Here is a 25,081-nt window from a genome sequence, read left to right as displayed (position 1 = left end):
GTGCGCGGAAAGAAAAAAACCGGAAAGATCCCCGTCGTTGTCGAATCGGCGGGACGCCCTTCGTATAGAGAGTGAAAGACCGCACGATTGAGGAGGACGCCATGACTCAGTACCTGATCAGCCTCTACCACCCCGACGGCCCCATCCCGCCGCCGGAGGTCCTCGAACCGGTGATGCGCAAGATCCAGGCGCTCAACGACGAGATGAAGACCGCGGGCGTCTGGGTGTTCGCCGCCGGCCTGCACCCGCCGACCACGGCGACCGTGCTGCGGGCCACGGAGAACGGCGAGATCGCGACGACGGACGGCCCCTACCTCGAGGGGAAGGAACATCTCGGCGGCTTCACCATCGTCGAGGTGCCGGATCTGGACGCCGCGCTCGATTGGGGCCGCCGGGTCGCCGAGATCACCTACCTGCCGGTCGAGGTCCGGCCGTTCCAGGGTGTGGAAGACCCTTCGTGCGTGCCCTGACCACCGAAGACATCGGCCGTGTCTTCGCACAGGAGTACGGCCGCGCGGTATCCGTGCTGGTCCGCGTCTTCGGCAGCATCGACATCGCCGAAGACGCGGTCCAGGACGCCTTCGCCGAGGCGGTGGACCGGTGGCCGTCCAGCGGTCCACCGCCGAGCCCGGCGGGATGGATCATCACGACCGCCCGCAACAAGGCCGTCGACCGATTGCGCCGGGAAGCCGCGCGCGACGACAAACACGCCCAGGCCGCGTTGCTCAACGCCGACAGCGAACCAGCGGAGGAGGGCCCGGTGCGCGACGAACGGTTACGGCTGATCTTCACCTGCTGCCATCCCTCGCTGGCCGTCCCCGCACAGGTCGCCTTGACGTTGAAACTCCTGGGCGGGTTGACCACCGGCGAGATCGCGCACGCGTTCTTCGTCCCCGAAACGACGATGGCGCAACGGCTGGTCCGGGCGAAGGGCAAGATCCGCGACGCGAAGATCCCGTACCGCGTCCCCGGCGACGCCGACCTGCCGGACCGGCTGCGTTCGGTGCTCGCCGTGATCTATCTCGTGTTCAACGAGGGGTACACGGCCAGTTCGGGCGAGCGGCTGGTGCGGGAGGACCTGTGCGCCGAGGCGATCCAGCTCGGCAGGCTGCTGGCGGGCCTCATGCCCGACGAACCGGAGGCCACCGGGCTGCTGGCGCTGATGCTGCTCACCGAGTCGCGCCGCGCCGCCCGCACCGGCGCGGACGGCGACGTCGTGCTGCTGGCGGAGCAGGACCGGTCACGGTGGGACCGGGACCTGATCGCCGAAGGGCAGGCGCTGGTCCGTGCCTGCCTGCGCCGGAACCAGCCGGGCCCGTACCAGATCCAGGCGGCGATCAACGCCGTCCACAGCGACGCCGCCGACACGGCGAGCACGGACTGGGCGCAGATCGTGCGGCTGTACGACCTGCTGCTGGCGGCGAATCCGACACCGGTCGTCGCGCTCAACCGCGCCGTCGCGGTCGCCGAAGTCGACGGCCCGGCGACCGCACTCGACGTGATCGACGGCCTCGACCTGGAGGAATACCACCTCTACCACGCCATCCGCGCCGATCTGCTGTACCGCGCCGGCCGCATGGCGGAATCGGTGCAGGAGTACGAAACGGCGATCCGGAGAGCGGGCAACAGCGCCGAACGACGGCTGCTGGAACGAAAACTGGCCGTGCTCAGTCGTTGATCAGCCACGCCGGGCCGGGCCCTTTGGCGGCGAGGACGTCACCGGGGTTCACCAGCACGCACTGTTCGAAGGACAGGCAGCCGCAGCCGATGCATTCGGTGAACCGGTCCCGCATGCACTCCAGCTGCTCGATGCGCTTGTCGATCTCGGCACTCCAGCAAGCGGAAGCGCGCTGCCAGAACGCGTGGTCCGGCGCGGCGCCTTCGGGCAGGAAATCGAGCACGCCGCCGATCACCTCCAACGGGATGCCGAGGTGATGCGACGCGCGGATGAACGCGACCAGGCGGAGCGCGCTCCGGGGGTAACGGCGCTGATTTCCGCTGGTCCGCCTGCTGCTGATGAGGCCCTGGCGTTCGTAGAACCGCAGGGCGGAGGTGGCGACACCGCTGCGCCGGGACAGCTCCCCGATGGTGAGTTCGGCCGGGAGTTCGGACATGGCCACGATCTTAGCTTGACTTAAACCCTTGTTTAAGTTCGATGCTGGAGACATGACAGCACAAGGGACCTCCGAAATGACCATCCACAAAGGACATTGGCCGACGCCGGCCGAGGCGACGGTCGCGGTGGCGCGGGAATGGCCGGACGCCGACGCGGCACGGGCGGCGTTCAAAAGCCACGAAGGGCTCGTTTCCTTCACCGCGTACGAAGGCATCGACCACGACGGCGCCTTCACTTACGAGCAGTGGACCAGCGAAGACGCCATCCAAGGCCTCGACGGCGCGCCCGTGTTCCAGCTCTACCGCGGACAGCGCCGCGAGGGGACGCCCGGCTGCCTCGTGATCGTCTCGGTCGAATTCGAGGGACCCGACGAGCGGCGGCAGCGCGACTGGATCGACCTCGTCTTCGAAGCGATGGCGTCGGAACCCGCGCTGCCGGAAGGCGGGATCTCGGGGTTCTTCCACGTGAGCACCGACGGGACCCGGGTGCTGAACTACGCCGAATGGGCGAGCGCCGAAGCCCACCTCGCCGCCCTCGTGGCGCCCGGCGCCGACGGCATCGGGACGACGGACGTGTGGAAGAAGGTGCAGACCTACCCGGGGATGTCGGGCGGGTCGGTCAAGCGGTACCGCCCGATCTTCTCGGCGGTGGCGGCATGAAGCCGATCCTGGTCGCCGGCGCGACGGGCAACGTCGGCTCGCGAGTGGTCACCGAGTTGCGGGCGAAGGACGTCCCGGTCCGGGCGCTGAGCCGGAACCCACCACCGGACGGGGTCCGCGGAGACCTGGCGAAACCGGAAACGATCGCGCCGGCGCTCGACGGCGTGGACACGGTGTTCCTGATGCTCGCCGGATCCGCCGAGGCACTGGTGCCGACGGTGTCGCTGCTCGGGGAGCGGGTGAAACGCGTCGTGTTCCTTTCCTCGGGCGCCGTCGACGATTCCCTGACGGAGCAGGACAACGCCATCGGCGCCTGGCATCGCACCGTCGAGGAGGCGATCGAAGCCGCGGGCGTGGAGTGGACCTTCCTGCGGCCGCATGCGTTCGCGGCGAACGCACTCGGATGGGCACCGTCGATCCGCGCGGGCGGCGTCGTCCGCGGCGCGTACGGCGAGGCGGCCATGACGATGATCCACGAGCGGGACATCGCCGCGGTGGCCGTCGAAGCGCTGACCGGCGACGGGCACGCGGGGGCGAAGTACGCGCTCACCGGCACGCGGCCGATGACGCAGATCGAGCAGGTCCGGATCATCGGCGAGGCCGCGGGCCGTCCGGCGCGCTGGGAGGAGATCCCGCCGGAGGAGGCACGCGCGGCCATGCTCGCCAAGATGCCGGACTTCATCGTCGACACGATGCTGGCCGGATTCCGGGAGCTGGTGAAGAATCCGGGCGTGGTCACCTCGACCGTCCAGGAGGTCACCGGCAGGCCGGGGCTGGACTTCGAGATCTGGGCGGCCGATCACGCCGCGTCGTTCCGCTAAACTCGGCTTCGTGTCGACACCGGTTCATGCCGCGGTGGTCCACTAACCGCCGTTCCCGACCTTGTCCCCCGACGAGCCACGCCCGCGGGGTCTCTTCGCCGCGGGCGGATCCAGGAACGGAAAACATGAACCCCCTGTCCATAAAGGACGGTGGTCGGCGCTGGCTGACCACCGTCGGCACGAGAATGCCCCGGACCGTCGTCGCCGTCGACGATCGCATCACCGCCGGCGAGGCGTTCCGGCTCGCCGCGTCCGGCACCGGTCTCGCCTGGTACGGCGACTTCCCCGGCGCGCGGAACCTGCTCACCGCGTTGTCCCGGCGGTGCGGCACGGCGACCGGGAAACCCTTTCAGGAGCAGCGGAACCAGCAGTCACGCCGGGCGCGGATCCTCGGCAGGCTGCTGGTCCCGCTGGACCCGGGCCACGTCCTGCCGTTGCGCCGCGGGCCGGACGTGCGCGAGGCCTGCACCGAGGTCTACGGGCCGTCCAAAGCCGCGTCGCTGGTGTCCTTGCGCGAACTGCTCGGCGTCGTCGGCGCGCACGAATGGCGCGTGAAGGGCGTCGAGATCCCGGCGCTCGGCGCGAGGATCCACCCGCACCACGGGGTCTTCTCCCCCGTCCGCGGCGAGTACGTCGATTTGGTGGCGAGAACTCCTTTGCCCGCCAAGGAACTCGCCTTCGACATCGGCACCGGGACCGGTGTGCTCGCCGCGGTCCTCGCGCACCGGGGAGTCGAACGCGTGGTGGCGACGGACAACGAACCCCGCGCGCTCGCCTGCGCGCGGGAGAACTTCGCCCGGCTCGGCTTCAGCGGGCTCGAAACCCTTGAAGCGGACGTGTTCCCACCAGGCCGCGCACCGCTGATCGTCTGCAATCCGCCCTGGCTGCCCGCCCGCGCGCACACCCCGCTCGAACGCGCCGTCTACGACCCGGGAAGCCGGATGCTGAAGGCGTTCCTCGACCGGCTGCCGCGGCACCTCGAACCCGGCGGGGAGGCGTGGCTGATCCTGTCCGACCTCGCCGAACTGCTGGGCCTGCGCCGGCGCGGAGAACTCCTCGACGCGCTCGAGCGGTCCGGCCTCGAAGTCCTTGGCAGGGAGGACATCCGGCCGAGGCATCCGCGGGCCGCCGATCCGCGCGATCCGTTGCACGCCGCCCGGGCGAAGGAGGTGACCTCGCTGTGGCGACTGAAAACGGGGCGGCTCACAACCCGAGCAGCGCCCGCGCCTGACTGATGAACACGCGGGCGGCGGGGCTGACCGGCCCCTCCGTCCGCCAGGCCAGCGCCAGTTTCGCCCGCAGTCCGGCGGGCCGCGTGATCTTCATGGCATGCAGTCTCGTGTAATGCGTCGCCAGCGACATCGGCACCACGGCGACGCCGAGCCCGCGCCCGACCAGTTCGGCGACGACGTTCGGATCGCCCGCCTCCAGTGTCACCCGCGGCTGCGCGCTGTCGGCGAGGAACGCCGCGTCGACGATCGCGCGCATGCCGGTGCCCTTCGGCAGGCTCACCAGCGAACGGCTCTCCAGCTCCGACAGCGTGATCGTGGCCTGCCCGATGAGCGGATCGTCCGGCCCGGAGATGGCGACGAGCGGCTCGTCGAGGACGACCTCGAACCCGATCCCTGGCGGCGGTTCACCGGAAAGCCCGATCAGCGCGATGTCGAACCGGCCGTCGGCGACACCCGCGAGCAGGACGTCGGAGGTCGCCTCGGCGAGCGTGATGTCGACCGCCGGGTGACGCTCGTGGAAGCGCGCGAGCAGATCCGGCAGGTTGACCGGGCCACGCGAGGACACCATGCCCATCGCGACCTGGCCGCGGACCAGCCCGGTGAGGTCGTCGACCGCCTGCCGCACCCCGGCGACGGCGGCGAGCGCGGCCCGCGCGTGCGGGAGCGCGGCGGCACCGACCTCGGTCAGCCGCACCGCCCTGGCCGACCGGTCGAGCAACGGCTGCCCGAGTTCGCGTTCGAGACGGCGGATCTGGGCGCTGACGCCGGGCTGCGCGACGTGCAGCCGCTCGGCGGCCCGGGTGAAGTTCGCTTCCTCGGCCACCGCGACGAAGTATTCGAGCTGACGCAGTTCCATAACCGATGATTCTAGTTCGCAGACAAACTAGATCTTGGACTTCTGGCCGAATCGAGATCACGCTGGTGTCATGACCAAGATGCTCCGCTCCGCCGACCCGGATTACGACAACGAACTCGCCGGTTTCCAGACCGCGGTGCTCCGCCGTCCCGACGTCATCGTGCCCGCCGCTTCGGCCGCCGACGTCGTCGAGGCCGTCCGTCACGCCGGCGAGCACGACCTCCCGATCGCCGTCCACTCGACCGGGCACGGTGTGGGCGTCCCCTTCGAGGGCGGCGTCCTCGTCACCACCCACCGCATGACCGGGATCCGGATCGACGAGGGGATCGCACGGGTCGAAGCGGGCGTGCGCTGGGGTGCGGTCATCGATGCGGCCGCGGAGCACGGGCTGGCGCCGCTGAGCGGCTCCTTCCCCGGCGTCGGCGTCGTCGGCTACACCCTCGGCGGCGGGTTCGGCCTGCTCGGCCGCAAGTACGGTCCGGCCGCCGACCAGGTGACCGCGATCGAGGTCGTGACCGCCGACGGTGAACTCCGCCGCGCGACCCCGGACACCGAACGCGATCTGTTCTGGGCACTGCGCGGCGGCCGCGACAACTTCGGGATCGTCACCGCGCTCGAATTCCGGCTCGTCCCGGTCACCCGGCTGTACGGCGGCAGCCTGCACTTCGGCACCGGATCACTGTCCGCGGCGCTCCACGCCTGGCGCGACTGGGCGGCGGAGATGCCGCGTGAGATGACGTCTTCGCTCGCCATGGTCCCGATGCCGGATCTGCCGATGGTGCCCGAGCCGCTGCGCGGGCAGCATGTCGCGCAGGTCCGGATCGCCTTCCTCGGCGACGCCGCCGAGGGCGAACGCCTGCTCGAGCCCTTGCGCGCCGCCGCCCCCGTGCTGGGTGACACGCTCGCCGAGATCCCGTTCACCGAATCGGGCAAGATCGCGAACGAGCCGCCGTTCCCGCACGGTTACCGCGCCGACAACGCCACCGTGTCCGAACTCAACGACACGATGCTCGACGCGATCCTCGAACACGCCGGCCCGGACGCCCCGGTGCCGACCGTCGTCCTGCTGGACCTGCTCGGCGGCGCGCTGTCCGACATGCCCGAGCACCCCGGGGTCGGCTGGGACCGTGAAGCCCGCTTCACCGTCCGGGCACTTTCCGTAGTGGACGACGACGGCATGGCCGGGATCAAGGCGGCCCACGGGAAGCTGTTCGACGCGCTGAAGCCCTGGTCGACCGGCAAACTGCTGACCTTCGTCTACGGCGAGAGCGGCGCGGGCGACGAAGCGGCCAAGGTGTACTCCCCGGCCGATCTGCGGCGGCTCGCCGAGATCAAGGCGGCCGTCGACCCGGCGAACCGCTTCCGGCTGACACATAACGTCGAACCGGCGCGTGACGCTGGGTGATCTTCGAAATCCGCTGGTAGAGGGCGCCTATCCGGGACGAAGGCACAGTGAACGGCACCCGTATACTTCCGGGCCGATACCGCCATTAGGGGGCACTGTGCGCACTTTGGACCATGACGAGTTCCTCGCCATGCGTCGGTTCCCCGCGCTCGACGGGCTGCGCGCGATCGCGGCCACCATCGTGATCCTCTTCCACTTCGCGGGCCCGAAGTGGAGCTGGCTGTCCGGCTGGGTCGGTGTCTACATCTTCTTCGTGCTGTCCGGTTTCCTGATCACGACGCTGCTGTTGCGTGAACAGGACCGGACCGGCCGGATCTCGCTTTCGGCGTTCTACCTGCGCCGGGTGTTCCGGATCCTGCCGCCGTACCTGGTGATCCTCGGCGGGATCGTCGTGTTCGTGTGGCTGCGCGGGGAGTTCTTCACCCGCGAACTCCCGCACGCGCTGAAGTACTACCTGACCTTCTTCAACGAGTTCCTGCCCGGCAGCAAGCCGAACGGCCCGGACAACTTCTTCAGCGGCTCGTGGACGCTGGGCATCGAGGAGAAGTTCTACCTGGTCTGGCCGTTCCTGCTGGTGGTCGCGGGCGCGGTCGGGCTGGCCGCCGCCTGGCGCAAGCTCGCGCTGGCGTTCGCCGCGTTCGCGCTGATGGCCGGGCTGGTGGGCGTCACCAGCGGCTGGGTGCTCAACGGGCCGCAGGTGCCGATCTACCGGTCGACCGTGCACTACGCGATCCTGCTGATCGGCTGCGTGCTGGCGATCGCGATGCACTACCGCCGGTCTTTCGCGGTGATCAAACCGCTGACCCATCCGCTCGCGGCGATCCCGGTGTTCGGCGCCTTCGCCGTGCTGCACGTCAACATGGAAAGCCTGTGGTGGGAGACCGGCAGCAACCTGGGCCTGCTGATCGCCTACGGCCTGCTCTCGGCGATGTTGCTGGTCGTGCTCGTCTCGCCGGGTCCGCTGCGCCGGCTGCTGGCCACGAAGGTGATGCGGTTCGTCGGTGAGCGCTCGTACTCCCTGTACCTGCTGCAGGGCCCGGTGCACTTCGCCGTGGTCGCGGCGATCCCGCCGCTGGGCGAGCACCGGATGATCAGCGCGCTGACGGTGTTCGCGGTCGGGCTCGGGATCGCGGACCTGATCCACCGCTGGGTGGAGCAGCCGATGATCCTCACCGGCAAGAAGCTGATCGCGCGCCGCCAGGAGCGCAAGGCGCTGCGTGCGGCCGAGGCCGAACTCAAGCGGCCGGACGCCGTCGAAGCCCCCAGCGGCGCGCGCTGACCTCCCGCGTTTCGTCCTCTGGATGCGGTAGTTGCACGCGCAAGTACCGCATTCAGAGGACTGAATGCGGGCGGATCAGCGCGAGATCGTGACGACCGGGATCACCCGGTCGGTCTTCTTCTCGTAGTCGGCGAAGCCCGGCATCGTGCTGACCATCTTCGCGTAGAGACGGTCACGCTCGGCGCGGTCTTCGAGCACGACCGTCGCGATCGCGTCGAACTTCTCCGTGCCGACCTCGACGGTGACCTTCGGGTTCGCCAAGATGTTGTGATACCAGGCCGGGTTCTTGTCCGCCCCGGCGTACGACGCGGCGACGACGTACTTGCCGTCCTCCTCCGCGTACGCGAGCGGCGACGTGCGCGGCTCGCCGCTTTTCGCCCCGATAGTGGTGAGCAGCAGCAGGGAGCCGCCCTCGAACGGTCCGCCCACCTTCCCCTCGTTCTCGCGGAACTCCTTGATGATGTTCTTGTTCCAGTCGAGCGTGTCGGACATGTTCTCCTCCAGTGTCGATCTCCTCGGCACCGAGGCTACTCAGCCTTCACGGGCCTTGCGGCGCTGCTCCTCGGCGCGCTCACGGCACTTGCGCAGGAACTCTTCGTCGTCCGCGGCGCTCGTCGCGGCGAACCGGCCCGGCCGGTCGTACTCCGGGAACGCCGGTGTCTCACGTTCGTAGCGGCCGCGCGGGGCGCGGACGGCGTGCTGCGGACGACCGGCGACCAGCCAGACGATCGAGCCGATCAACGGGACGATCAGCACCAGCAGCAGCCACATCCCCTTGGGCATGTTGCGGCACGACCCCTCGTCCGTGGTGATCACGTCGACGATGCAGAAGATCCACAGACCGAGCGCGAGAACGCCGAAGAAACCATTGAAATACAGCATCGAAAGACTCCCCAGTTCCAGATGACCGGGGTAATTCTTAGCACAAGAGGGCGTCGAGAATTCCCGCGGCCACTTGTCGCGCCTGCGTTTCTCCAGGGCACTGTTTCGGCCCTGCTCCGAACGGACGTTCCGACAGGTCCACCTCGACCACTTCGCCACCCACCCACCGCCGGGTGATCCGGACCGGCGGATCCTCGCGCAGGACCCGGTCGAGCAGGCTTTCGACGTCCTCATCGGGCCGGTGGGCGGCCAGCGCCTTGCCGAGCAGCTTGGCCGTCGCGTCGCACGCCTGTACCAGGAGCCCGATCCGCGCGGCCGTCCGCTCGTCGACGTCACCACAGGTCTCGACCAGCCGCCGCATGGCTTCTTCGGCATCGGTCCCGATTTCCGTGTGCGGGTGGTAGGCGCCGGCAACCTTCGCGACGTCGCGGGAAACGTCCGGCAGGCCGAGTTCGGCGGCCAGCACGGCGACCGGAACCGTCCACACGGTCCGCTCCACCGGTCCGTCCCGTAATTCACGGGCGAACGCGAAAGCCTTGTCACGCAAAGAATCCATCCGCGCCAGCTCGGCGAGCACCAGTGCCCTCCGCCGCGCGTGGTCCTCCGGACGGCTGAACCGGGCGACGTTCGCCCGCAACCACCGGACACCACCCGGCTCGACGTCCTGGGGCACCGGCGGGACGGGCGCTTCGATCAACGGATTCTCCATACCGTGACGCTAAGTGCGGAACGCTTCGGTCACGGCCGAAACATGGGCTCATCGTCGTTGTTATGGTGACCGGGTGACGGCCGTGTCGGAGGCAACCGAAGTCGACGGCGCGGGGCGAACGGCGCAACCGCGCCAGTTGATCGTGACCGTGTACGGCCTCTACTCGCGTGGTGAGGGCGGCTGGCTTTCCGTCCGTTCCCTGATCGACCTGCTGGCCGGCGTGGACGTCGAGGAGCCGGCCGTCCGGTCGTCCATCTCCCGGCTGAAACGGCGCGGGATCCTTTCCGCGGTACGCCGGAACGGGGCCGCCGGTTACGAGCTTTCCGAAACCGCGCTGGCGATCCTGCGTGAAGGTGACGAGCGGATCTTCCGCCGCAAACGCGCCGCCCCCGGTGACGGCTGGCTGCTCGCGGTGTTCTCCGTGCCGGAAGCCGAACGGCACAAAAGGCACGTTCTTCGCACACAGCTCGCCCGGCTCGGCTTCGGGACCGCGTCGTCCGGCGTCTGGATCGCGCCGGCGCATCTGCGCGACGCGACCTCGGACATGCTGCGACGGCTCGAACTGGAGGGTTACGCCGACCTCTTCCACGCCGAGCACCTCGCGTTCGGCGACGTGCGGGAGAAGATCCGAGACTGGTGGGACCTCGACCAGCTCGAGTCGCTGTACACCGCCTTCCTCGACGAGCACGCGGCCGCTCTCCGGCGGTGGCAGCGGCGCAAGACCACGGACGAGGCCGAAGCGTTCGCCGACTACGTCCGTGTGCTGACCGACTGGCGGCGGCTGCCCTACCTCGACCCTGGCCTGCCCGCCGAACTGCTGCCGCCGGGCTGGGCCGGGATCCGGGCCGCGGACCTGTTCTTCACGCTGCACTCGCGGCTGGGCGAGGCCGCGGCCGCGCACGTGTCGCGGACACTGCCCGACGTGTGCTGAAGGACTCCTGCTCCCTCTACCGCCCGCACGGCCGTGAAGGCCTCCTTGCCTACCCTGAAGGTAGTGAAGGAGGCCTTCACGGACCTGGGTCAACTACGCGACCACGGCGAAGCCCTGAACTTCCACCAGCGCCTCCACGTCCCAGAGCCGGCTGACGCCGATCCCCGCCATCGCGGGGTACTCGCTCCCGGCCAGCCGCTTCCACACCGCGCCGATCTCGCGAGCGTGGGCGCGGTAGTCGTCCATGTCGACGATGTAGATGGTCACGCTGCACAGATCCGACGGTTGCCCGCCCGCCGCGCGCAACGCGGTGAGCAGGTTGGACAACGCGCGTTCGAACTGCTCGACCACGCCGTCGCCGACGATGCGGTTCTCCTCGTCCAGCGCCGTCTGACCGGCGAGGAAGACGAACCGGCCACTCGCCGCGACGGCGTGCGAGAAGCCGGAGGGACGGCCGAGCCCGGGCGGGTTGATGCGCTCCATACGGGTCAGCATATCCCGCATCGTTGACGGTCGTACATACCGCGACATACCCTGAGCGACGTGCGTATCGCGGTGTTAGGCGGCGGCCCGGCGGGGCTCTACTTCGCCACGCTGGCGAAACAGCTCCATCCCGATCACGAGATCACCGTCTGGGAGCGCAACGCGCCCGACGACACCTTCGGGTTCGGTGTGGTGTTCTCCGACGAGACGCTCGGCGGGATCGAGCACGCCGATCCGGTGATCCACGCCGCCATGCGCCGGGAGTTCGCGCGCTGGGACGACATCGACGTCCACTTCCGCGGCACGGTGCACACCTCCGGCGGGCATGGGTTCGCCGCGATGAGCCGCAAACGGCTGCTCGGCATCCTCCAGGAACGCTGCGCGGAACTCGGTGTGGACGTGCGTTTCCGCACCGCGGCACCGAGCGCGGCCGAAGCGAGCGCCGAGTACGACCTCGTCGTCGCGGCGGACGGCGTCAACTCGCCGACCCGCGACGCCCTCGCCGAAAGCTTCCGGCCGAGCCTTCAGACCAGGCGCTGCAAGTACATCTGGCTCGGCACGGACCTCGTCTTCGACGCCTTCAAGTTCCACGTCCTGGAGACCCCGCACGGGATCATGCAGATCCACGGCTACCCGTACAGCGACACCGCGAGCACGTTCATCCTCGAACTGCACGAGGACGTCTGGCAGCGCGCTTTCGGCGACATCGCCGCGACCGCGCTGGCACCAGGCGAGAGCGACGAGAAGTCGATCGAGGTCATCCGCGAACTCTGCGCGGACGTCCTCGGCGGCCACCAGGTGTTCGCCAACAACTCGAAGTGGACCGCGTTCGCCACCGTGCGCTGCGCGAGCTGGCGGCACGAGAACGTCGTCCTGCTCGGCGACGCCGCGCACACGGCGCATTTCTCCATCGGCTCCGGCACGAAACTCGCCATGGAGGACGCGCTCGCGCTCGCCGCCTGCCTCCACGAGCAGTCCGATAGGGACAGCGCGCTGAAAGCCTACGAGGCGGAACGACGGCCCGTCGTCACTTCGACCCAGCGTGCCGCGCAGGCGAGCCTGGAATGGTTCGAGAACATGGGCCAGTACACCCACCAGGATCCGGCGCAGTTCGCGTTCAACATCCTCACCCGCAGCCGTCGCGTCACCTACGACAACCTCCGGCTGCGCGACCCCGAATTCGCCGCAGAACTGGACACCTGGTTCGCGTCCACTTTGGACTCCGATGTCCGGCCGCCGATGTTCCAGCCGTTCCGGATCGGGAACCTGGACCTGCCGAACCGCGTCGTCGTCTCGCCGATGGACATGTACTCCTCCGAGGAGGGTGTCCCGACCGATTTCCACTTGGTACACCTGGGAAGCAAGGCGCTCGGCGGCGCCGGGCTGGTGATGACGGAGATGGTCTGCGTCTCCGAAACCGGCCGCATCACCCCGGGTTGCGGCGGCCTGTACACCGGCGAACAGGAACGAGCCTGGGCGCGGGTCACCGATTTCGTCCACGGCCACACCCCCGCACGCATCGGTGTCCAGCTGGGCCATTCGGGACGCAAGGGTTCCACGAAACTGATGTGGGACGGCATCGACCAGCCGCTGCCGAAGGGCAACTGGGAGATCTGCGGCCCGTCCCCGATCCCGTACAGCGAAGCGAATCAGACCCCACGCGAACTCACGAAACCCGAACTGGCCGAGATCCGCGACCAGTTCGCCCACGCCGCCGGTGCCGCCGCGCGCGCCGGGTTCGACCTCCTCGAACTGCACTGCGCGCACGGCTATCTGCTGTCGTCGTTCCTGTCCCCGCTGACCAACCGGCGCACCGACGAATACGGCGGCTCGCTGGAGAACAGGCTGCGTTTCCCGCTCGAAGTCTTCGACGCCGTCCGCGCGGCCTGGCCCGCGGAGCGGCCGATGACGGTCCGCATCTCCGCGACCGACTGGTACGACGGCGGAATCGACGTCGACGACGCCGTCGAGATCGCCCGCGCGTTCGCCGAGCACGGCGCCGACGGCATCGACGTGTCGACCGGTCAGGTCGTCAGCGAGGAGAAGCCCGAGTACGGCCGCAGTTATCAGACACCGTACGCCGACCGGATCCGCAACGAGATCGGGCGCGAGTACGGGATCGCGGTGATCGCCGTCGGCGCGATCTCCTCCTACGACGACGTCAACTCGCTGATCCTCGCTGGCCGCGCGGATCTGTGCGCGCTCGGCAGAACCCACCTCTACGATCCACAGTGGACACTTCACGCCGCCGCCGAACAGGGCTATCCGATGCCGTGGCCGAAGCAGTTCGCGGCCGGCAGCCGGAAACCGCAGGGCGGCCGCACCGACGGGCCGAAACCACGGCTGGAACTGCTGCGCTCGGGGGAACCCGGTACCGCGCACGCCCGCTGGCGACCTGGGAGCGACCGATGACCGCCTTCGCACTGAGCCCCGAACAGCAGGCCTTCGCCAAGGAAGTCCGGCGGCTGGGTGCCGAAAAGCTCCGCCCGCTGGCCGAATCCGGCACCGAGGGCGCGGTCAACCGGCCGCTGCTCAAGGAAATGGGCGCGCTCGGCCTGCTCTCCCGGCTGTTCCCCGGTGTCGACGGCGGCAGCCCGAGCCGGGAGGCGGCCGCGACGGATCTCTGCATCCTGCGGGAATCGCTCGCGAGTCAGAGCACCGAAGCCGAAACGGCGTTGGCACTGCAGGGTTTGGGCACGTATCCGGTGCTTCAGTCCGGTCAGGACCCGCAGGTCGCGAAATGGGTTCCCGCCGTGGCCGCGGGTGACGCCGTCGCCGCTTTCGCGCTCACCGAACCGAACGCGGGCTCGGACGCGGCGGCGCTGGAACTCGCCGCCGAACCCGACGGTGACGGCTGGCGTCTCACCGGCGAGAAGATGTGGATCTCCAACGCCCCCGAGGCCGATTTCTACAGCGTTTTCGCCCGCACCACGCCGGAAGCGGGATCGCGCGGGGTCTCCGCGTTCGTCGTCCCCGCCGATCGCGCCGGACTGTCGGGCGAGCACCTCGACCTCGTCAGCCCGCATCCGATCGGCACCCTCGTGTTCGACGGCGTCCGCGTGGAACGGGGCGAACTGCTCGGCGAGCAGGACCGCGGTTTCGGTGTCGCCATGCGGACCCTGGACCTGTTCCGGCCGAGTGTCGGCGCGTTCGCCGTCGGGATGGCGCAGGCCGCGCTCGACACCGCCGTCGCCCACGCCCAGACCCGGGTGGCGTTCGGCGGGCCGTTGCTGAAACAGCAGACCGTGGCCCACACCCTGGCCGAAATGGCGACCCGTACCGAGGCTTCGCGTCTGCTCGTCTACGCCGCTGCGGCAGCGTACGACGCGGGCGAGCGGAATCTCGCGGGCCGGGCCGCGATGGCGAAGCTGTTCGCCACCGAGACCGCCCAGTACGTCGTCGACTCGGCCGTGCAGATCCACGGCGCCCGGGCGCTGCGGCGAGGGCATCTGCTCGAACACCTCTACCGGGAGGTCCGGGCGCCGCGGATCTACGAAGGCGCCTCCGAAGTGCAGCGGACGATCATCGCGCGATCGCTGACTTCTTCTTGACCGGACGGCGATCGAGGTACCACTGCGTGGCGATCATGACCAGCGTCGGGCTCAGCCAGGCCGTGATCGCGGCGACCGATTGCGAGAAGGCGATCTCGCTGCCGCCGAACGTGGTCTCCAGCTGAGGTTCCAGCGTGATCATCGCGATCGGCCCGACCACCCTGCTGACGATGATCGACATGGTCAAGGCGAAACTGCGGATCATCCAGCGACGGTGGTCGCCGAACCGGCGCTGCCGTGCCGCGCGCCAGCCGGCGAACGTGCACGCCAGCCACAGCACCCCGGCGACGACATTGGCCACCCGCGTCGTCGGGCCGAACGGGCTCATCGCGCCCACGGTCAGCGCCATCAATCCGGCCGGTAGCACCCCTGCGAAGACGTACACCCGGCCGAGCTTCCTGTGCACCGCCGGGTACTTCGCCCGGAACCACGGCCAGATCTGGAGCAGCGCGGAGACCATCGCGATCGAGCCGAACAGCACGTGCGCCGAGAGGAACCAGTAGTGCGACGTGAACCCCGGCGGCTGCGGCACCCGCGACTGTGACGGGTCCAACGACAGATACGGCGGCATCGAAAAGGCCAGGAACACCACGACGATGACGGCCATCGGCCCCAGCGGCGCCATCCCTGCCCTTCGCCACCACGTTTTTCGTGGCGCTGTCTCCGGCTGGTCACGCCGTTCGAGCCTGACGGTCATCACTGTCCCCCACGTTTCCGGTACCGGCGAGAACTTTCCGCTGCCGAACCTAGGACGCGAGGTCATCGGGAAGAATGGAGCGGGCCGCCGGTTCAGTGGTGGAGCAAGCCCTACCGCCGGCCGCCTCGCACCCGCTGGACGAGGTCGCGGTAGACCAGCCCGCTCTGCTTGATCGTCCGCGCCTGCGTCGCACGGTCGACCCGGACCAGGCCGAGCCGCTTCGCGTAGCCGTAAGCCCATTCGAAACTGTCCAAAAAGGACCAAGCGAAATAGCCGCGGACGTCCGCGCCCGCCTGCCGCGCGGCGGCGGTGGCGGCGATGTGCGCGGACAGGTACGCGGCGCGGTCGTCGTCGCGGACGAATCCGGTCTCGTCGGGGACGTCGGCGAACGCGGCGCCGTTCTCGGTGACGTAAAGCGGCAGGCCGGGGTAGTCCCGGCTGATCCGGACGAGCAGTTCGGTGAGCTTGTGCGGCAGGATCTCCCAGCCCAGCACCGTCGACGGCGCCCCGAACGGGACCTTGCGGAACGTGGGTATCCCGAAGTGCTCCACCGCGTTCCCGTTCTCCTCGACCCCCGAGTACCGCGTTCCGAAGTAGTAGTCGACGCCGAGGAAATCGAGCGGCGCCGCGATGATCGACGGATCCCACGGCTCGGACGGCAGGCGGATACCCTGCCGCGCGAGGGTCTCGAGGACGTCCTCCGGGTACCGGCCGTGCACGAGCGCGTCGAGGTAGAACCTCGTCCCGAGCCCATCCTCGAAGCGGGCGGCCGCACGATCGGCCTCGCTGGGGGTGGCCGGGTCGGCCGTGCTCAGGTTGAGCGTGATGCCGAACTTCGTACCGGGCGGCGCGAGTTCCCGCATCCGCCGCACGGCGAGACCGTGGCCGAGCAGCAGGTGATGCGCCGCCGCCATCCCCGCCTTCGCGTCCCGGCGGCCGGGCGCCATCACCCCGTGGACGTAGCCGTGCATGGCCGTGCACCACGGCTCGCTCAGCGTGGTCCAGTAATGGACACGGTCGCTCAGCCGCTCGAACACGAGCATCGCGTAGTCGGCGAACCGGACAGCGGTGTCCCGCGCGGGCCAGCCGCCCGCGTCTTCGAGGTGCTGCGGCAGATCCCAGTGGTACAGCGTCAGCCAGGGATCGATGCCGTTGTTGAGCAGTTCGTCGACCAGCCGGTCGTAAAAGGCGATCCCGGCGGGGTTGACGCCGCCGCGCCCGCGCGGCTGCACGCGGGTCCAGGAAACGGAGAACCGGTAGGTGTCGACCCCGAGTTCCTTGATCAGCGCGATGTCGTCGGGCATCCGGTGGTAGTGGTCGCAAGCGACCTCGCCGGTGTCCCCGTTGTCGACGGACCACGGGGACTGGGCGTAGGTGTCCCAAATGGACGGTGTTCGTCCGTCTTCGGCGACCGCGCCTTCGATCTGGTACGCCGAGCTGCCGACACCCCACCGGAAGTCCGGCGGCAAGGTGCCGATGAGCTCGTCGTCCTCCGTCATGGCCCCCTCTTCCCGGCGCGCCCGCCTTATTTCACCAGTTGATACATGGCGGAGGATAAGGTCGTGGGGCATCCTGGAAAGGTCCGCCGCCATAAGATGGGTATCCGCATGCCTGCCAAGCGCACCACCGTCCGTGACCTGCGGCGGCACAACCGTTCCCTCCTGCTGTCGAAACTCTACTTCGACGGCCCGCTCAGCCGCCACGAATTGAGCGGCCTGACCGGTTTGAGCGCCGCGACCGTCAGCAACGTGACCGCCGAACTCGGTGAAGAACGCCTCATCGTCGAAGCCGGACTGGTCGAATCCGACGGCGGCAGGCCGCGCGTCCTGCTCCGTGTCGACCCGGCGTACGGCCATGTCGCGGGCGTCGACATCGGCGAGACCGGGGTGAAGGTCGAACTGTTCGACCTCACCATGAACCGGCTCGCCACCGTCGAGCATCCCCTCGCTTCGCCCCGGCCGGACGCGGCCGCCGCCGTCGCCCAGGTGGCGTCCGGACTCCGGGAAGTGATCACGGAATCGGGAATCGACGAAGCGACCGTGCTCGGTGTCGGCGTCGGCGTCCCCGGCACCGTCGAACAGGGCGAGGCACTCCGCGTGCACGCGCCCACCATCGGCTGGAAAGAAGTCCCGCTCACCGACCTCCTGCGCGAGGAGGGCGTCGAGTTGCCGCTGTTCGTCGACAACGGCGCGAAAACCCAAGGCCAGGGCGAAATGTGGTTCGGCGCCGGCCGCGGCGCCCGGCACGCGGTGATCGTCCTGATCGGCTCCGGGGTCGGCGCGGCCGTGGTCGCCGACGGCATCACCTACCGGGGCTCCACCAGCAGCGCGGGCGAATGGGGGCACACGACGATCGTCTACGGCGGGCAGGAATGCCGCTGCGGAGCACGCGGCTGCCTGGAGTCCTACGTCGGCGCGGAAGGTGTCCTCGCCCGCTATCGCAAGGCACGCGGCGGAAAGACGGCCTCGGACGAGGACGAACAGACGCAGTTCACCGCCCTGCTGGAGTCCGCGGGCAAGTCCAAGGCCGCGGCCAAGGTGCTGGAGGAGACGGCGGGCTACCTCGGCGCCGGGATCGGCAACCTGATCAATTTGTTCAACCCGGAGCGGATCGTGCTGGGTGGCTGGGCCGGGCTGGCGCTCGGCGAGCGGTATCTGCCCGAGATCCGGCGGGTGGCGGGTGAGCACGCGCTGGCGCACGTGTTCGACCAGACCGAGATCGAACTCGGGCAGCTCGGGCCGGACGCCGTCGCCATAGGAGCCGCCACCCTCCCGGTCGCGGCCCTCCTGGAGCAGGGCGCGGACCCGCGGACGGCCGGGTCGAAGCGGGGCACGGCCGCCTGAGCCTTAATTCGAGGTCGAAAAATACCTCACCGGACATCTTGTCGCAGTGGTAGAGACCATGCATACTTTGTTGCCAGGCACAACAAAGTGGTTCTGCCAGCGCTTTCCGTTCTCTCGCGTGTCCTGCCGCGCGGGGTCCCCAACGGTCAGAGAGGCGACAACGATGTCCATCTCCTTCCGCTTCCGCTGGACGGCACTCCTCGCCGCCGGCGTCCTGCTCGGCTCGCTCCCGGCCACCGCACAGGCCCCGGCCTCCGAGGCCGCGGTCATGGCCGCGAGCTTCACCGACGATTTCAACGGGCCCGCCGGCGCGGGCATCGACACTTCGAAGTGGCATTTCGAGACCGGCGACAACGTGAACAACCACGAGCGGCAGTGGTACACGTCCGGGACGAACAACGCGGCGCTCGACGGCCAGGGCAACCTGGTCATCACCGCGAAGAAGGAGAACCCGGGCAACTACAACTGCTGGTATGGGCGCTGCGAGTACACCTCGGCCCGGTTGTCCACGCAGGGCCAGTTCACCCAGACCTACGGCCGGTTCGAAGCGCGGATGAAACTGCCGCGTGGACAAGGGATGTGGCCCGCGTTCTGGATGCTCGGCGCCGACATCGGCAACGTCGGCTGGCCCAACAGCGGCGAGATCGACATCATGGAGAACGTCGGCTTCGAGCCGAACACGGTGCACGGCACCATCCACGGCCCCGGTTACTCCGGCGCGGGCGGCATCGGCGCGGCCTACAACGGCCCGAACTTCTCCGACGACTTCCACACCTACGCCGTCGACTGGTCGCCGAACCAGATCAAGTGGTACGTGGACGGGAACCTCTACCAGACCCGCACCCCCGCCGACCTCAACGGCAACCGGTGGGTCTTCGACCACCCCTTCTACCTGATCCTGAACCTCGCCGTCGGCGGCTACTGGCCGGGTGACCCGAACTCCAGCACCGTCTTCCCGCAGCGCTTGGTCGTCGACTACGTGCGCGTCAACTCCAGCGACACCGCCGGGAACACCGGGCGGATCACCGGCATCGGCGGCAAATGCGTCGACGTCGCGGGCGCGAACACCGCCAACGGCACCCCGATCCAGATCACCGACTGCAACGGGAACGCCGCGCAGAACTGGACCATCGGCGGCGACGGCACGATCCGCGCGCTCGGCAAGTGCATGGACGTCTCCGGCGGCGGGACCGCGGACGGCACGGCCGTGCAACTGTGGGACTGCAACGGATCCGGCGCGCAGAAGTGGGCGATCAGCGGAGCGCGGGACATCGTGAACCCGCAGGCGAACAAATGCCTGGACGCCACCGGGAACTCCTCGGCCAACGGCACCCGCCTGCAGATCTGGACCTGCACCGGCGCCGCGAACCAAAAGTGGACCACGCCCTAAACGCTCCCCACCCCACGCAATTCGGCACCTGATTGCGATAGTTCGCTTTGCCGACTATCGCAATCAGGTGCCGGGTTGCGTCTGGGAGCGTTCCGCGTAGGCCTCGACGAGCTGGTTTTCGGCGTCGGTGAGGTACTGCGCGAGGAGCTTTTCGGCGCCCAAGCCGTCGCCGGCCTCGATGCGCTCGAGGATCTCCGCGTTGCGCTTGAGGTACGGCTCGTGGAAGCGCCGCGGGTCGGCCATCATGTGGAACACCAGCCGCAGCTCGGCGAGGATGCCGCGCATCAGCTCGTCGATCCGTTCGCTGCCGCTCAGCTCCGCGATCGCCGAATGGAACCGGATGTTCGCGGTGCCGAGGTCCTGCCAGCGCTCACTCCGTTCGGCGATCCTGCCGTCCTCGACCAGGCGCGCGAGCTTCGCGAACGTCGGCGGCTTCTCCGTCACCGCCCGCACCGCCGAGCACTCGACGACCTTGCGCACCTTGTAGAGATCGACGACGTCCTCGACGGGCAGCACCCGTACGAAGACACCGCGGTTGAGCTCGTGGGTCAGCAGGCGTTCGTGCGTGAGCAGCCGGAACGCCTCGCGCAGCGTGTTGCGGGAGACGCCGAGCGCCGAGCCGATGTCGTGCTCCGACAGCCGGACGCCGGGCAGGAAGAACCCCTCCGCGATACGCGTGCGGAGGACGCCCGCGACCCTCTCGGCCGTGCTGGTGCGGCTGATCATGCCGCGATCCGCTTCGAGTCCTTGCACCGAGGCAGAACCACCCTCCGCGATCGTCACGTGACCGATCCTACCTGGCCACAAGAGGCTCAGCCAAGGATCCTCTTGTGGAATTGTTGAACAATACCTACAGTGGCTTCCCATGTGACCCGTGCCACGATGGGATTCACCTTCTGGAGGTGCCGATGAACGCGACAGCCACTACCGAAGACACACGCCCCTTCGCCTGGTTCCGCACGCTCGGTTCGCGAGGCCGCCGGGCCTTCGTCGGCGCGTTCGGCGGGTACGGGCTCGACTCGTTCGACTACCAGACCCTGCCGCTGGGCCTGGCCGCCATCACCGCCTACTACGGCCTTTCCGGCGGCGAGGCGGGCCTGCTCGGCACCACGACGCTGGTGGTCTCGGCGATCGGCGGGATCGGCGCGGGCGTCCTGGCCGACCGCATCGGCCGCGTCCGCACCCTCCAGATCACCATCGCGATGTACACGGTCTTCACCGTGCTCTGCGGGTTCGCGCCGAACTTCGAGACGCTCCTGATCTTCCGCGCCCTGCAGGGCCTGGGCTTCGGTGGCGAATGGGCCGCCGGCGCCGCGCTGGTGGCGGAGTACTCGCAGGCGCGCTACCGCGGCCGGACCGTCGCCTTCGTTCAGAGCGCGTGGGCGGTCGGCTGGGCGCTGTCCGTCGTCGTCTATACGGTGGTCTTCAGCATCTGGAGCCCGGACATCGCCTGGCGCGTCATGTTCTGGACCGGGGTCATCCCGGCGCTGCTGGTGCTGTGGGTCCGGCGGAACGTCCAGGACGCGCCCGTCGCGGAAGCGGCCCGCGCCACGAAGAAGGAACGCGGTTCGCTGGCGGGCATCTTCAAGCCGGACCTGCTGCGCACGACGTTCTTCGCCGCGCTGCTCGCCACCGGTGTCCAGGGCGGTTACTACACGCTCGCGACCTGGCTGCCGAGCTACCTGAAGACCACCCGCGGCCTCACCGTCATCGGCACCGGCGGTTATCTCGCGTTCCTGATCTCCGGCGCCTTCATCGGGTACATCACCGGCGGCTATCTCACGGATCTCTTGGGCCGCAAGAAGACGTTCCTGCTGTTCTCGGTGCTGTCGGCGTGCCTCATCGTCGCCTACACGCAGATCCCATCCGGCGCGAACACGCTCGTGCTGTTCCTCGGCTTCCCGCTCGGGTTCTCGATGTCCGCGATCTTCAGCGGGTTCGGCGCCTTCCTCGCCGAGCTGTACCCGTCGGCGCTGCGCGGGACCGGGCAGGGCTTCACCTACAACCTCGGCCGGGCCATCGGCGCGACGTTCCCCGCCGTGGTCGGTTTCCTCGGCGCCGGCGGCGCGATGGTGTTCGGCGCGGTCGGCTACGGCATCGCCGTCCTGGCGCTGCTCGGCCTGCCCGAGACTCGCGGCCGCGAACTTCTGTGACCACGATCGGAAGAGGAGGCACCGCGATGACCACCTTCGGCGAACCGGCGACGTTGTCCCCCGGCGAGGCCCGCACCCTGTTCCGCGCGGGCACGGCCAAGCCGACAACGGGCTGGTCGAACGGGTTCACCCAGACCAACCTGATCGCCGTCCCCGAGGACTGGGCTTACGACGTCCTGCTGTTCTGCCAGCGGAACCCGCAGCCCTGTCCGGTGCTCGACGTCAGCGACCCCGGCGACCCGTCGACCCGGCTGGCCGTCGGCGCGGATCTGCGCACCGACCTGCCGCGTTATCGCGTCTGGCAGAACGGCGCGCTGTCCGGCGAGCTCACGGACGCGAGCGGGTTGTGGCGCAGCGACATGGTCGCGTTCTCGATCGGCTGCAGTTTCACCTTCGAATCGGCGCTGGCCGCCGAAGGCATCCCGCTGCGGCACGTCGACCAGGGCCGCAACGTGGCGATGTACGTGACGAACCGCGAATGCGTGCCGGCCGGGCGGCTGCACGGGCCGATGGTGGTCTCGATGCGGCAGATCCCCGAAGACCGCGTGGACGACGCCGTGCGCATCACCCGCGGGATGCCCGCCGTGCACGGTGCGCCGGTGCACATCGGCGATCCCGCCGCGCTCGGCATCGCCGATCTCGGCAAGCCGGATTTCGGGGACCCGGTCGACGCGGAACCCGGTGACGTGCCGGTGTTCTGGGCGTGCGGCGTGACCCCGCAGGCGGCGCTGATGGCCTCGCGGCCACCGTTCGCGATCACGCACGCGCCGGGCTACATGTTCGTGACCGACAAACTCGACAGTGAGTTCAGGGTGGCCTGATGGATCTCAACAGTGATCTCGGCGAGAGTTTCGGCGCCTGGAAAATGGGCGATGACGACGCCATGCTCGACATCGTCACCAGCGCGAACGTCGCTTGCGGGTTTCACGCCGGCGACCCGTCGGTGATGCGGCGTGTCTGCGAACGCGCGGCGATGCGGGGCGTCGTCATCGGCGCCCACGTCGCCTACCGCGATCTGGCCGGATTCGGGCGGCGGGCGATGGACGTCGCCCCCGCCGACCTGGCCGATGACGTGCTCTACCAGATCGGCGCCCTCGACGCGTTCGCCCGCGCGGCGGGGGCACGGGTGCGGTACGTCAAACCGCACGGTGCGTTGTACAACACGGCCGCGGTGGACCCGGAGCAGGCGGCCGCGGTGGTCGAAGGGATCCGGCGGTTCCATCCCGGGCTCGCGCTGCTGTGCCCGCCAGGGTCGGAAATGGCCAAGCAAGCCGAAAAAGCCGGGTACCCCGCGTACGCCGAGGCGTTCGCGGACCGCGCGTACACGGCCGAGGGCCTTCTGGTCTCCCGGAAACTGCCTGGCGCCGTGCTCCACGACGCCGACGAGGTGGCCGAACGGGCGGTCACGATGGCGACCACCGGCAAGGTCGTCGCCGACGACGGGACCGAACTGGCACTTCAGCCGCATTCGCTGTGCGTGCACGGCGATACGCCCGGCGCCGTCGAACTGGCGCGACGGATCCGCGCGGGACTCGGCGCGTCCGGTGTCCACATCGGATCGTTCCTCGGGACCGCGTGATGCGGGTGCTGCCCTACGGGGCGCGTGCGGCCATGGTCGACTTCGACGATCCGTCGGAGGTGCTCGGGTTGCACGCGTCACTGGAGCAGGACCCGCCGGACGGCGTCCTCGAACTGGTCCCGGCCGCGCGGACCCTGCTCATCCGGTTCGACCCTGGCCGGACACACCACGATCGGCTCGCCGAGGACGTTCTCCATCAGTCCACAGTGGACATAGAACCGCGCGAGGCCGCCGAGATCGTCGTGCCGGTGCGCTACGACGGCCCGGATCTGGCCGACGTCGCGGCCGCCGCCGGCATGTCGGCGGAAGCGGTCGTCCGGCGGCACGAGGACGGGACCTATGTCTCGGCGTTCTGCGGTTTCGCCCCGGGTTTCGCGTATTTGACCGGACTCGATCCCGCGCTGCACCTCCCGCGCCGGACGAGCCCGCGCACCCGGGTGCCCGCCGGGTCGGTCGCGATCGCGGGCGAGTACACGGCGGTGTACCCGAACGCCTCGCCCGGCGGCTGGCAACTGATCGGGCGGACCACGCTGCCGGTGTGGGACGTCGAGCGGGAGCCGCCGAACCTGCTGGCTCCCGGTACCCGGATCCGGTTCACTTCATGACCGCGAAGATCGAAGTGGTCCGCCCCGGGGTTTTCGCCACCGTGCAGGATCTCGGGCGGCCGGGGCTGGCCGCGATCGGCGTCGGCCGGTCCGGTGCCGCCGACCGCGGTTCACTGCGGCTGGCGAACCGGCTGGTCGGGAACCCGGAGGGGCACGCGGCCTTGGAGTGCGTCCTGGGCGGTCTCGTCCTGCGGTTCCCGGCTCCGGCGACCGTCGCCGTCACCGGCGCGCCCTGCTCGATCACCGTCGGCGCGCGGGCTGTCGGCCCGGATTCCCCGATTTCGGCCGGTCCCGGCGATGAACTCGTACTCGGCATGGCTTCCCGGGGTTTGCGGTGCTATGTCGCCGTGCGCGGCGGCATCGACGTCCCGCCGGTGCTGGGCGCGCGGGCGACCGACACCCTCGGCAAGCTCGGCCCGCCCGCGCTTTCGGCCGGGATGACCTTGCCGGTGGGGCAGCGGGTACTGGCCCACCCCGGTGTCGACCTGGCGCCTCGCGCACCCCTCGCGGACGAACCGGTCTTGCGGATCACCGCCGGTCCGCGGGTTTCCTGGTTCACCTCCGGAGCACTGTCCACTTTGGTCTCTTCCGGGTACGCCGCCACCGCCGACGTCGATCGGGTGGGCGTGCGGCTGGAGGGTCCCGTGTTGTCGCGGGCACGTGGCGGCGAGTTGCCGCCCGAGGCCGCCGTGCCGGGCGCGTTGCAGGTCCCCCCTTCGGGGCAGCCGATCCTGTTCCTTGCCGACCACCCGGTGACCGGGGGTTATCCGGTGATCGCGGTGGTGGAGGAAGCGGATCTGGATCTGGCCGCTCAGGTGCGGCCGGGGCAGCGGGTGCGGTTCCGGCTCGCCTGAGGGCGCGTTGGTTGGCGCGATTAGGTGCCTGATTGC

The 25,081-nt window shown here is 69.3% G+C and carries 26 protein-coding genes; 17 read left to right on the top strand and 9 right to left on the bottom strand.

Annotated features, from left to right (window positions below; genetic code table 11):
• Window positions 1-101 precede the first annotated feature (101 nt).
• Window positions 102-470 (top strand): YciI family protein, encoded by a 369-nt coding sequence (locus H074_RS03660; RefSeq protein WP_007028666.1) that lies wholly within the window; start codon window positions 102-104, stop codon window positions 468-470.
• The gene (locus tag H074_RS03655) at window positions 458-1,678 is read left to right on the top strand and encodes an RNA polymerase sigma factor (RefSeq protein ID WP_007028665.1); all 1,221 of its coding nucleotides are present in this window, start codon (window positions 458-460) and stop codon (window positions 1,676-1,678) included. Before H074_RS03660 ends, H074_RS03655 begins: the two co-directional genes overlap by 13 nt.
• Here the strand turns inward: H074_RS03655 and soxR are convergent.
• Window positions 1,668-2,114: a redox-sensitive transcriptional activator SoxR gene (gene soxR / locus H074_RS03650; RefSeq protein WP_007028664.1), complete on the bottom strand. Its 447-nt coding sequence runs from the start codon at window positions 2,112-2,114 to the stop codon at window positions 1,668-1,670. The genes H074_RS03655 and soxR overlap by 11 nt on opposite strands.
• A 76-nt stretch (window positions 2,115-2,190) precedes the next feature.
• On the opposite strand from soxR, the gene H074_RS03645 reads away from it, so the two are divergent.
• From H074_RS03645 to H074_RS03635, 3 genes are all read left to right on the top strand, one after another.
• Complete coding sequence (locus tag H074_RS03645) at window positions 2,191-2,775, top strand: antibiotic biosynthesis monooxygenase (RefSeq protein WP_007028663.1); 585 nt, start codon at window positions 2,191-2,193, stop codon at window positions 2,773-2,775.
• The gene (locus tag H074_RS03640; protein WP_007028662.1) at window positions 2,772-3,596 is read left to right on the top strand and encodes an NAD(P)H-binding protein; all 825 of its coding nucleotides are present in this window, start codon (window positions 2,772-2,774) and stop codon (window positions 3,594-3,596) included. Before H074_RS03645 ends, H074_RS03640 begins: the two co-directional genes overlap by 4 nt.
• A gap of 125 nt (window positions 3,597-3,721) precedes the next feature.
• Window positions 3,722-4,831: a methyltransferase gene (locus tag H074_RS03635; RefSeq protein WP_007028661.1), complete on the top strand. Its 1,110-nt coding sequence runs from the start codon at window positions 3,722-3,724 to the stop codon at window positions 4,829-4,831.
• Here H074_RS03635 and H074_RS03630 read toward each other — a convergent pair.
• Window positions 4,800-5,684 carry a LysR family transcriptional regulator gene (locus H074_RS03630; RefSeq protein ID WP_007028660.1) on the bottom strand — a complete coding sequence of 295 codons (885 nt, stop codon included), beginning with the start codon at window positions 5,682-5,684 and terminating at the stop codon, window positions 4,800-4,802. The genes H074_RS03635 and H074_RS03630 overlap by 32 nt on opposite strands.
• A gap of 70 nt (window positions 5,685-5,754) precedes the next feature.
• On the opposite strand from H074_RS03630, the gene H074_RS03625 reads away from it, so the two are divergent.
• The gene (locus H074_RS03625) at window positions 5,755-7,089 is read left to right on the top strand and encodes an FAD-binding oxidoreductase (protein WP_007028659.1); all 1,335 of its coding nucleotides are present in this window, start codon (window positions 5,755-5,757) and stop codon (window positions 7,087-7,089) included.
• A 97-nt stretch (window positions 7,090-7,186) separates the two neighbouring features.
• A complete protein-coding gene (locus H074_RS03620; protein ID WP_039921424.1) occupies window positions 7,187-8,368 on the top strand; it encodes an acyltransferase family protein in 1,182 nt (393 codons plus the stop codon).
• Window positions 8,369-8,443: 75 nt separating this feature from the next.
• Here the strand turns inward: H074_RS03620 and H074_RS03615 are convergent, their stop codons facing one another.
• The 3 genes from H074_RS03615 to H074_RS03605 are packed head-to-tail and all read right to left on the bottom strand — an operon-like array spanning window position 8,444 to window position 9,959.
• Complete coding sequence (locus H074_RS03615) at window positions 8,444-8,860, bottom strand: nitroreductase family deazaflavin-dependent oxidoreductase (RefSeq protein ID WP_007028657.1); 417 nt, start codon at window positions 8,858-8,860, stop codon at window positions 8,444-8,446.
• A gap of 39 nt (window positions 8,861-8,899) precedes the next feature.
• The gene (locus H074_RS03610; protein WP_007028656.1) at window positions 8,900-9,250 is read right to left on the bottom strand and encodes a PLDc N-terminal domain-containing protein; all 351 of its coding nucleotides are present in this window, start codon (window positions 9,248-9,250) and stop codon (window positions 8,900-8,902) included.
• 37 nt (window positions 9,251-9,287) lie between these two features.
• Complete coding sequence (locus H074_RS03605; protein ID WP_051071879.1) at window positions 9,288-9,959, bottom strand: cytochrome P450 family protein; 672 nt, start codon at window positions 9,957-9,959, stop codon at window positions 9,288-9,290.
• Window positions 9,960-10,032: 73 nt separating this feature from the next.
• On the opposite strand from H074_RS03605, the gene H074_RS03600 reads away from it, so the two are divergent.
• Window positions 10,033-10,890: a PaaX family transcriptional regulator gene (locus H074_RS03600; RefSeq protein ID WP_007028654.1), complete on the top strand. Its 858-nt coding sequence runs from the start codon at window positions 10,033-10,035 to the stop codon at window positions 10,888-10,890.
• Window positions 10,891-10,983: 93 nt separating this feature from the next.
• On the opposite strand, the gene H074_RS03595 is transcribed toward H074_RS03600, so the two are convergent.
• Complete coding sequence (locus H074_RS03595) at window positions 10,984-11,385, bottom strand: RidA family protein (protein WP_007028653.1); 402 nt, start codon at window positions 11,383-11,385, stop codon at window positions 10,984-10,986.
• 48 nt (window positions 11,386-11,433) lie between these two features.
• Here H074_RS03595 and H074_RS03590 point away from each other — a divergent pair, with 48 nt between their 5' ends.
• Together H074_RS03590 and H074_RS03585 are read left to right on the top strand one after the other, a co-directional pair.
• Entirely contained in the window at window positions 11,434-13,785 is a 2,352-nt protein-coding gene (locus H074_RS03590; protein ID WP_007028652.1) for a bifunctional salicylyl-CoA 5-hydroxylase/oxidoreductase, read from the top strand.
• Window positions 13,782-14,924, top strand: coding sequence for an acyl-CoA dehydrogenase family protein (locus tag H074_RS03585; protein WP_007028651.1), 1,143 nt, complete (start codon window positions 13,782-13,784; stop codon window positions 14,922-14,924). Before H074_RS03590 ends, H074_RS03585 begins: the two co-directional genes overlap by 4 nt.
• On the opposite strand, the gene H074_RS03580 is transcribed toward H074_RS03585, so the two are convergent.
• Together H074_RS03580 and H074_RS03575 are read right to left on the bottom strand one after the other, a co-directional pair.
• Window positions 14,896-15,549: a DUF2306 domain-containing protein gene (locus H074_RS03580; RefSeq protein ID WP_007028650.1), complete on the bottom strand. Its 654-nt coding sequence runs from the start codon at window positions 15,547-15,549 to the stop codon at window positions 14,896-14,898. The two genes, H074_RS03585 and H074_RS03580, sit on opposite strands and share 29 nt — an antisense overlap.
• 182 nt (window positions 15,550-15,731) lie before the next feature.
• A complete protein-coding gene (locus H074_RS03575; protein ID WP_007028649.1) occupies window positions 15,732-17,120 on the bottom strand; it encodes a GH1 family beta-glucosidase in 1,389 nt (462 codons plus the stop codon).
• Between the two features lie 96 nt (window positions 17,121-17,216).
• Here H074_RS03575 and H074_RS03570 point away from each other — a divergent pair, with 96 nt between their 5' ends.
• A complete protein-coding gene (locus H074_RS03570) occupies window positions 17,217-18,464 on the top strand; it encodes an ROK family transcriptional regulator (RefSeq protein WP_007028648.1) in 1,248 nt (415 codons plus the stop codon).
• Window positions 18,465-18,627: 163 nt separating this feature from the next.
• Complete coding sequence (locus tag H074_RS03565; RefSeq protein WP_007028647.1) at window positions 18,628-19,854, top strand: glycoside hydrolase family 16 protein; 1,227 nt, start codon at window positions 18,628-18,630, stop codon at window positions 19,852-19,854.
• 63 nt (window positions 19,855-19,917) lie between these two features.
• On the opposite strand, the gene H074_RS03560 is transcribed toward H074_RS03565, so the two are convergent.
• Entirely contained in the window at window positions 19,918-20,580 is a 663-nt protein-coding gene (locus tag H074_RS03560; RefSeq protein WP_051071883.1) for a GntR family transcriptional regulator, read from the bottom strand.
• A gap of 182 nt (window positions 20,581-20,762) precedes the next feature.
• Between H074_RS03560 and H074_RS03555 the strand changes: the two genes are divergently transcribed.
• Genes H074_RS03555 through H074_RS03535 form a run of 5 tightly spaced genes read left to right on the top strand, consistent with a single transcriptional unit; the run spans window position 20,763 to window position 25,045 of the window.
• The gene (locus H074_RS03555; RefSeq protein WP_007028645.1) at window positions 20,763-22,007 is read left to right on the top strand and encodes an MFS transporter; all 1,245 of its coding nucleotides are present in this window, start codon (window positions 20,763-20,765) and stop codon (window positions 22,005-22,007) included.
• Between the two features lie 26 nt (window positions 22,008-22,033).
• Window positions 22,034-22,828 carry a putative hydro-lyase gene (locus tag H074_RS03550; protein ID WP_007028644.1) on the top strand — a complete coding sequence of 265 codons (795 nt, stop codon included), beginning with the start codon at window positions 22,034-22,036 and terminating at the stop codon, window positions 22,826-22,828.
• Window positions 22,828-23,586: a LamB/YcsF family protein gene (locus H074_RS03545; protein ID WP_007028643.1), complete on the top strand. Its 759-nt coding sequence runs from the start codon at window positions 22,828-22,830 to the stop codon at window positions 23,584-23,586. The genes H074_RS03550 and H074_RS03545 overlap by 1 nt, the downstream gene beginning before the upstream one ends.
• Entirely contained in the window at window positions 23,586-24,191 is a 606-nt protein-coding gene (locus tag H074_RS03540; RefSeq protein WP_007028642.1) for a 5-oxoprolinase subunit B family protein, read from the top strand. The genes H074_RS03545 and H074_RS03540 overlap by 1 nt, the downstream gene beginning before the upstream one ends.
• Complete coding sequence (locus tag H074_RS03535; RefSeq protein ID WP_007028641.1) at window positions 24,188-25,045, top strand: 5-oxoprolinase subunit C family protein; 858 nt, start codon at window positions 24,188-24,190, stop codon at window positions 25,043-25,045. The genes H074_RS03540 and H074_RS03535 overlap by 4 nt, the downstream gene beginning before the upstream one ends.
• The last annotated feature ends 36 nt before the right edge of the window (window positions 25,046-25,081 follow it).

It is taken from the genome of Amycolatopsis decaplanina DSM 44594, from assembly GCF_000342005.1.
In the GTDB taxonomy this organism is placed as follows: Bacteria; Actinomycetota; Actinomycetes; order Mycobacteriales; family Pseudonocardiaceae; genus Amycolatopsis; species Amycolatopsis decaplanina.
The sequence above is the reverse complement of the archived record's forward strand: the minus strand, read 5'-3'. Positions and strand labels throughout refer to the sequence as shown.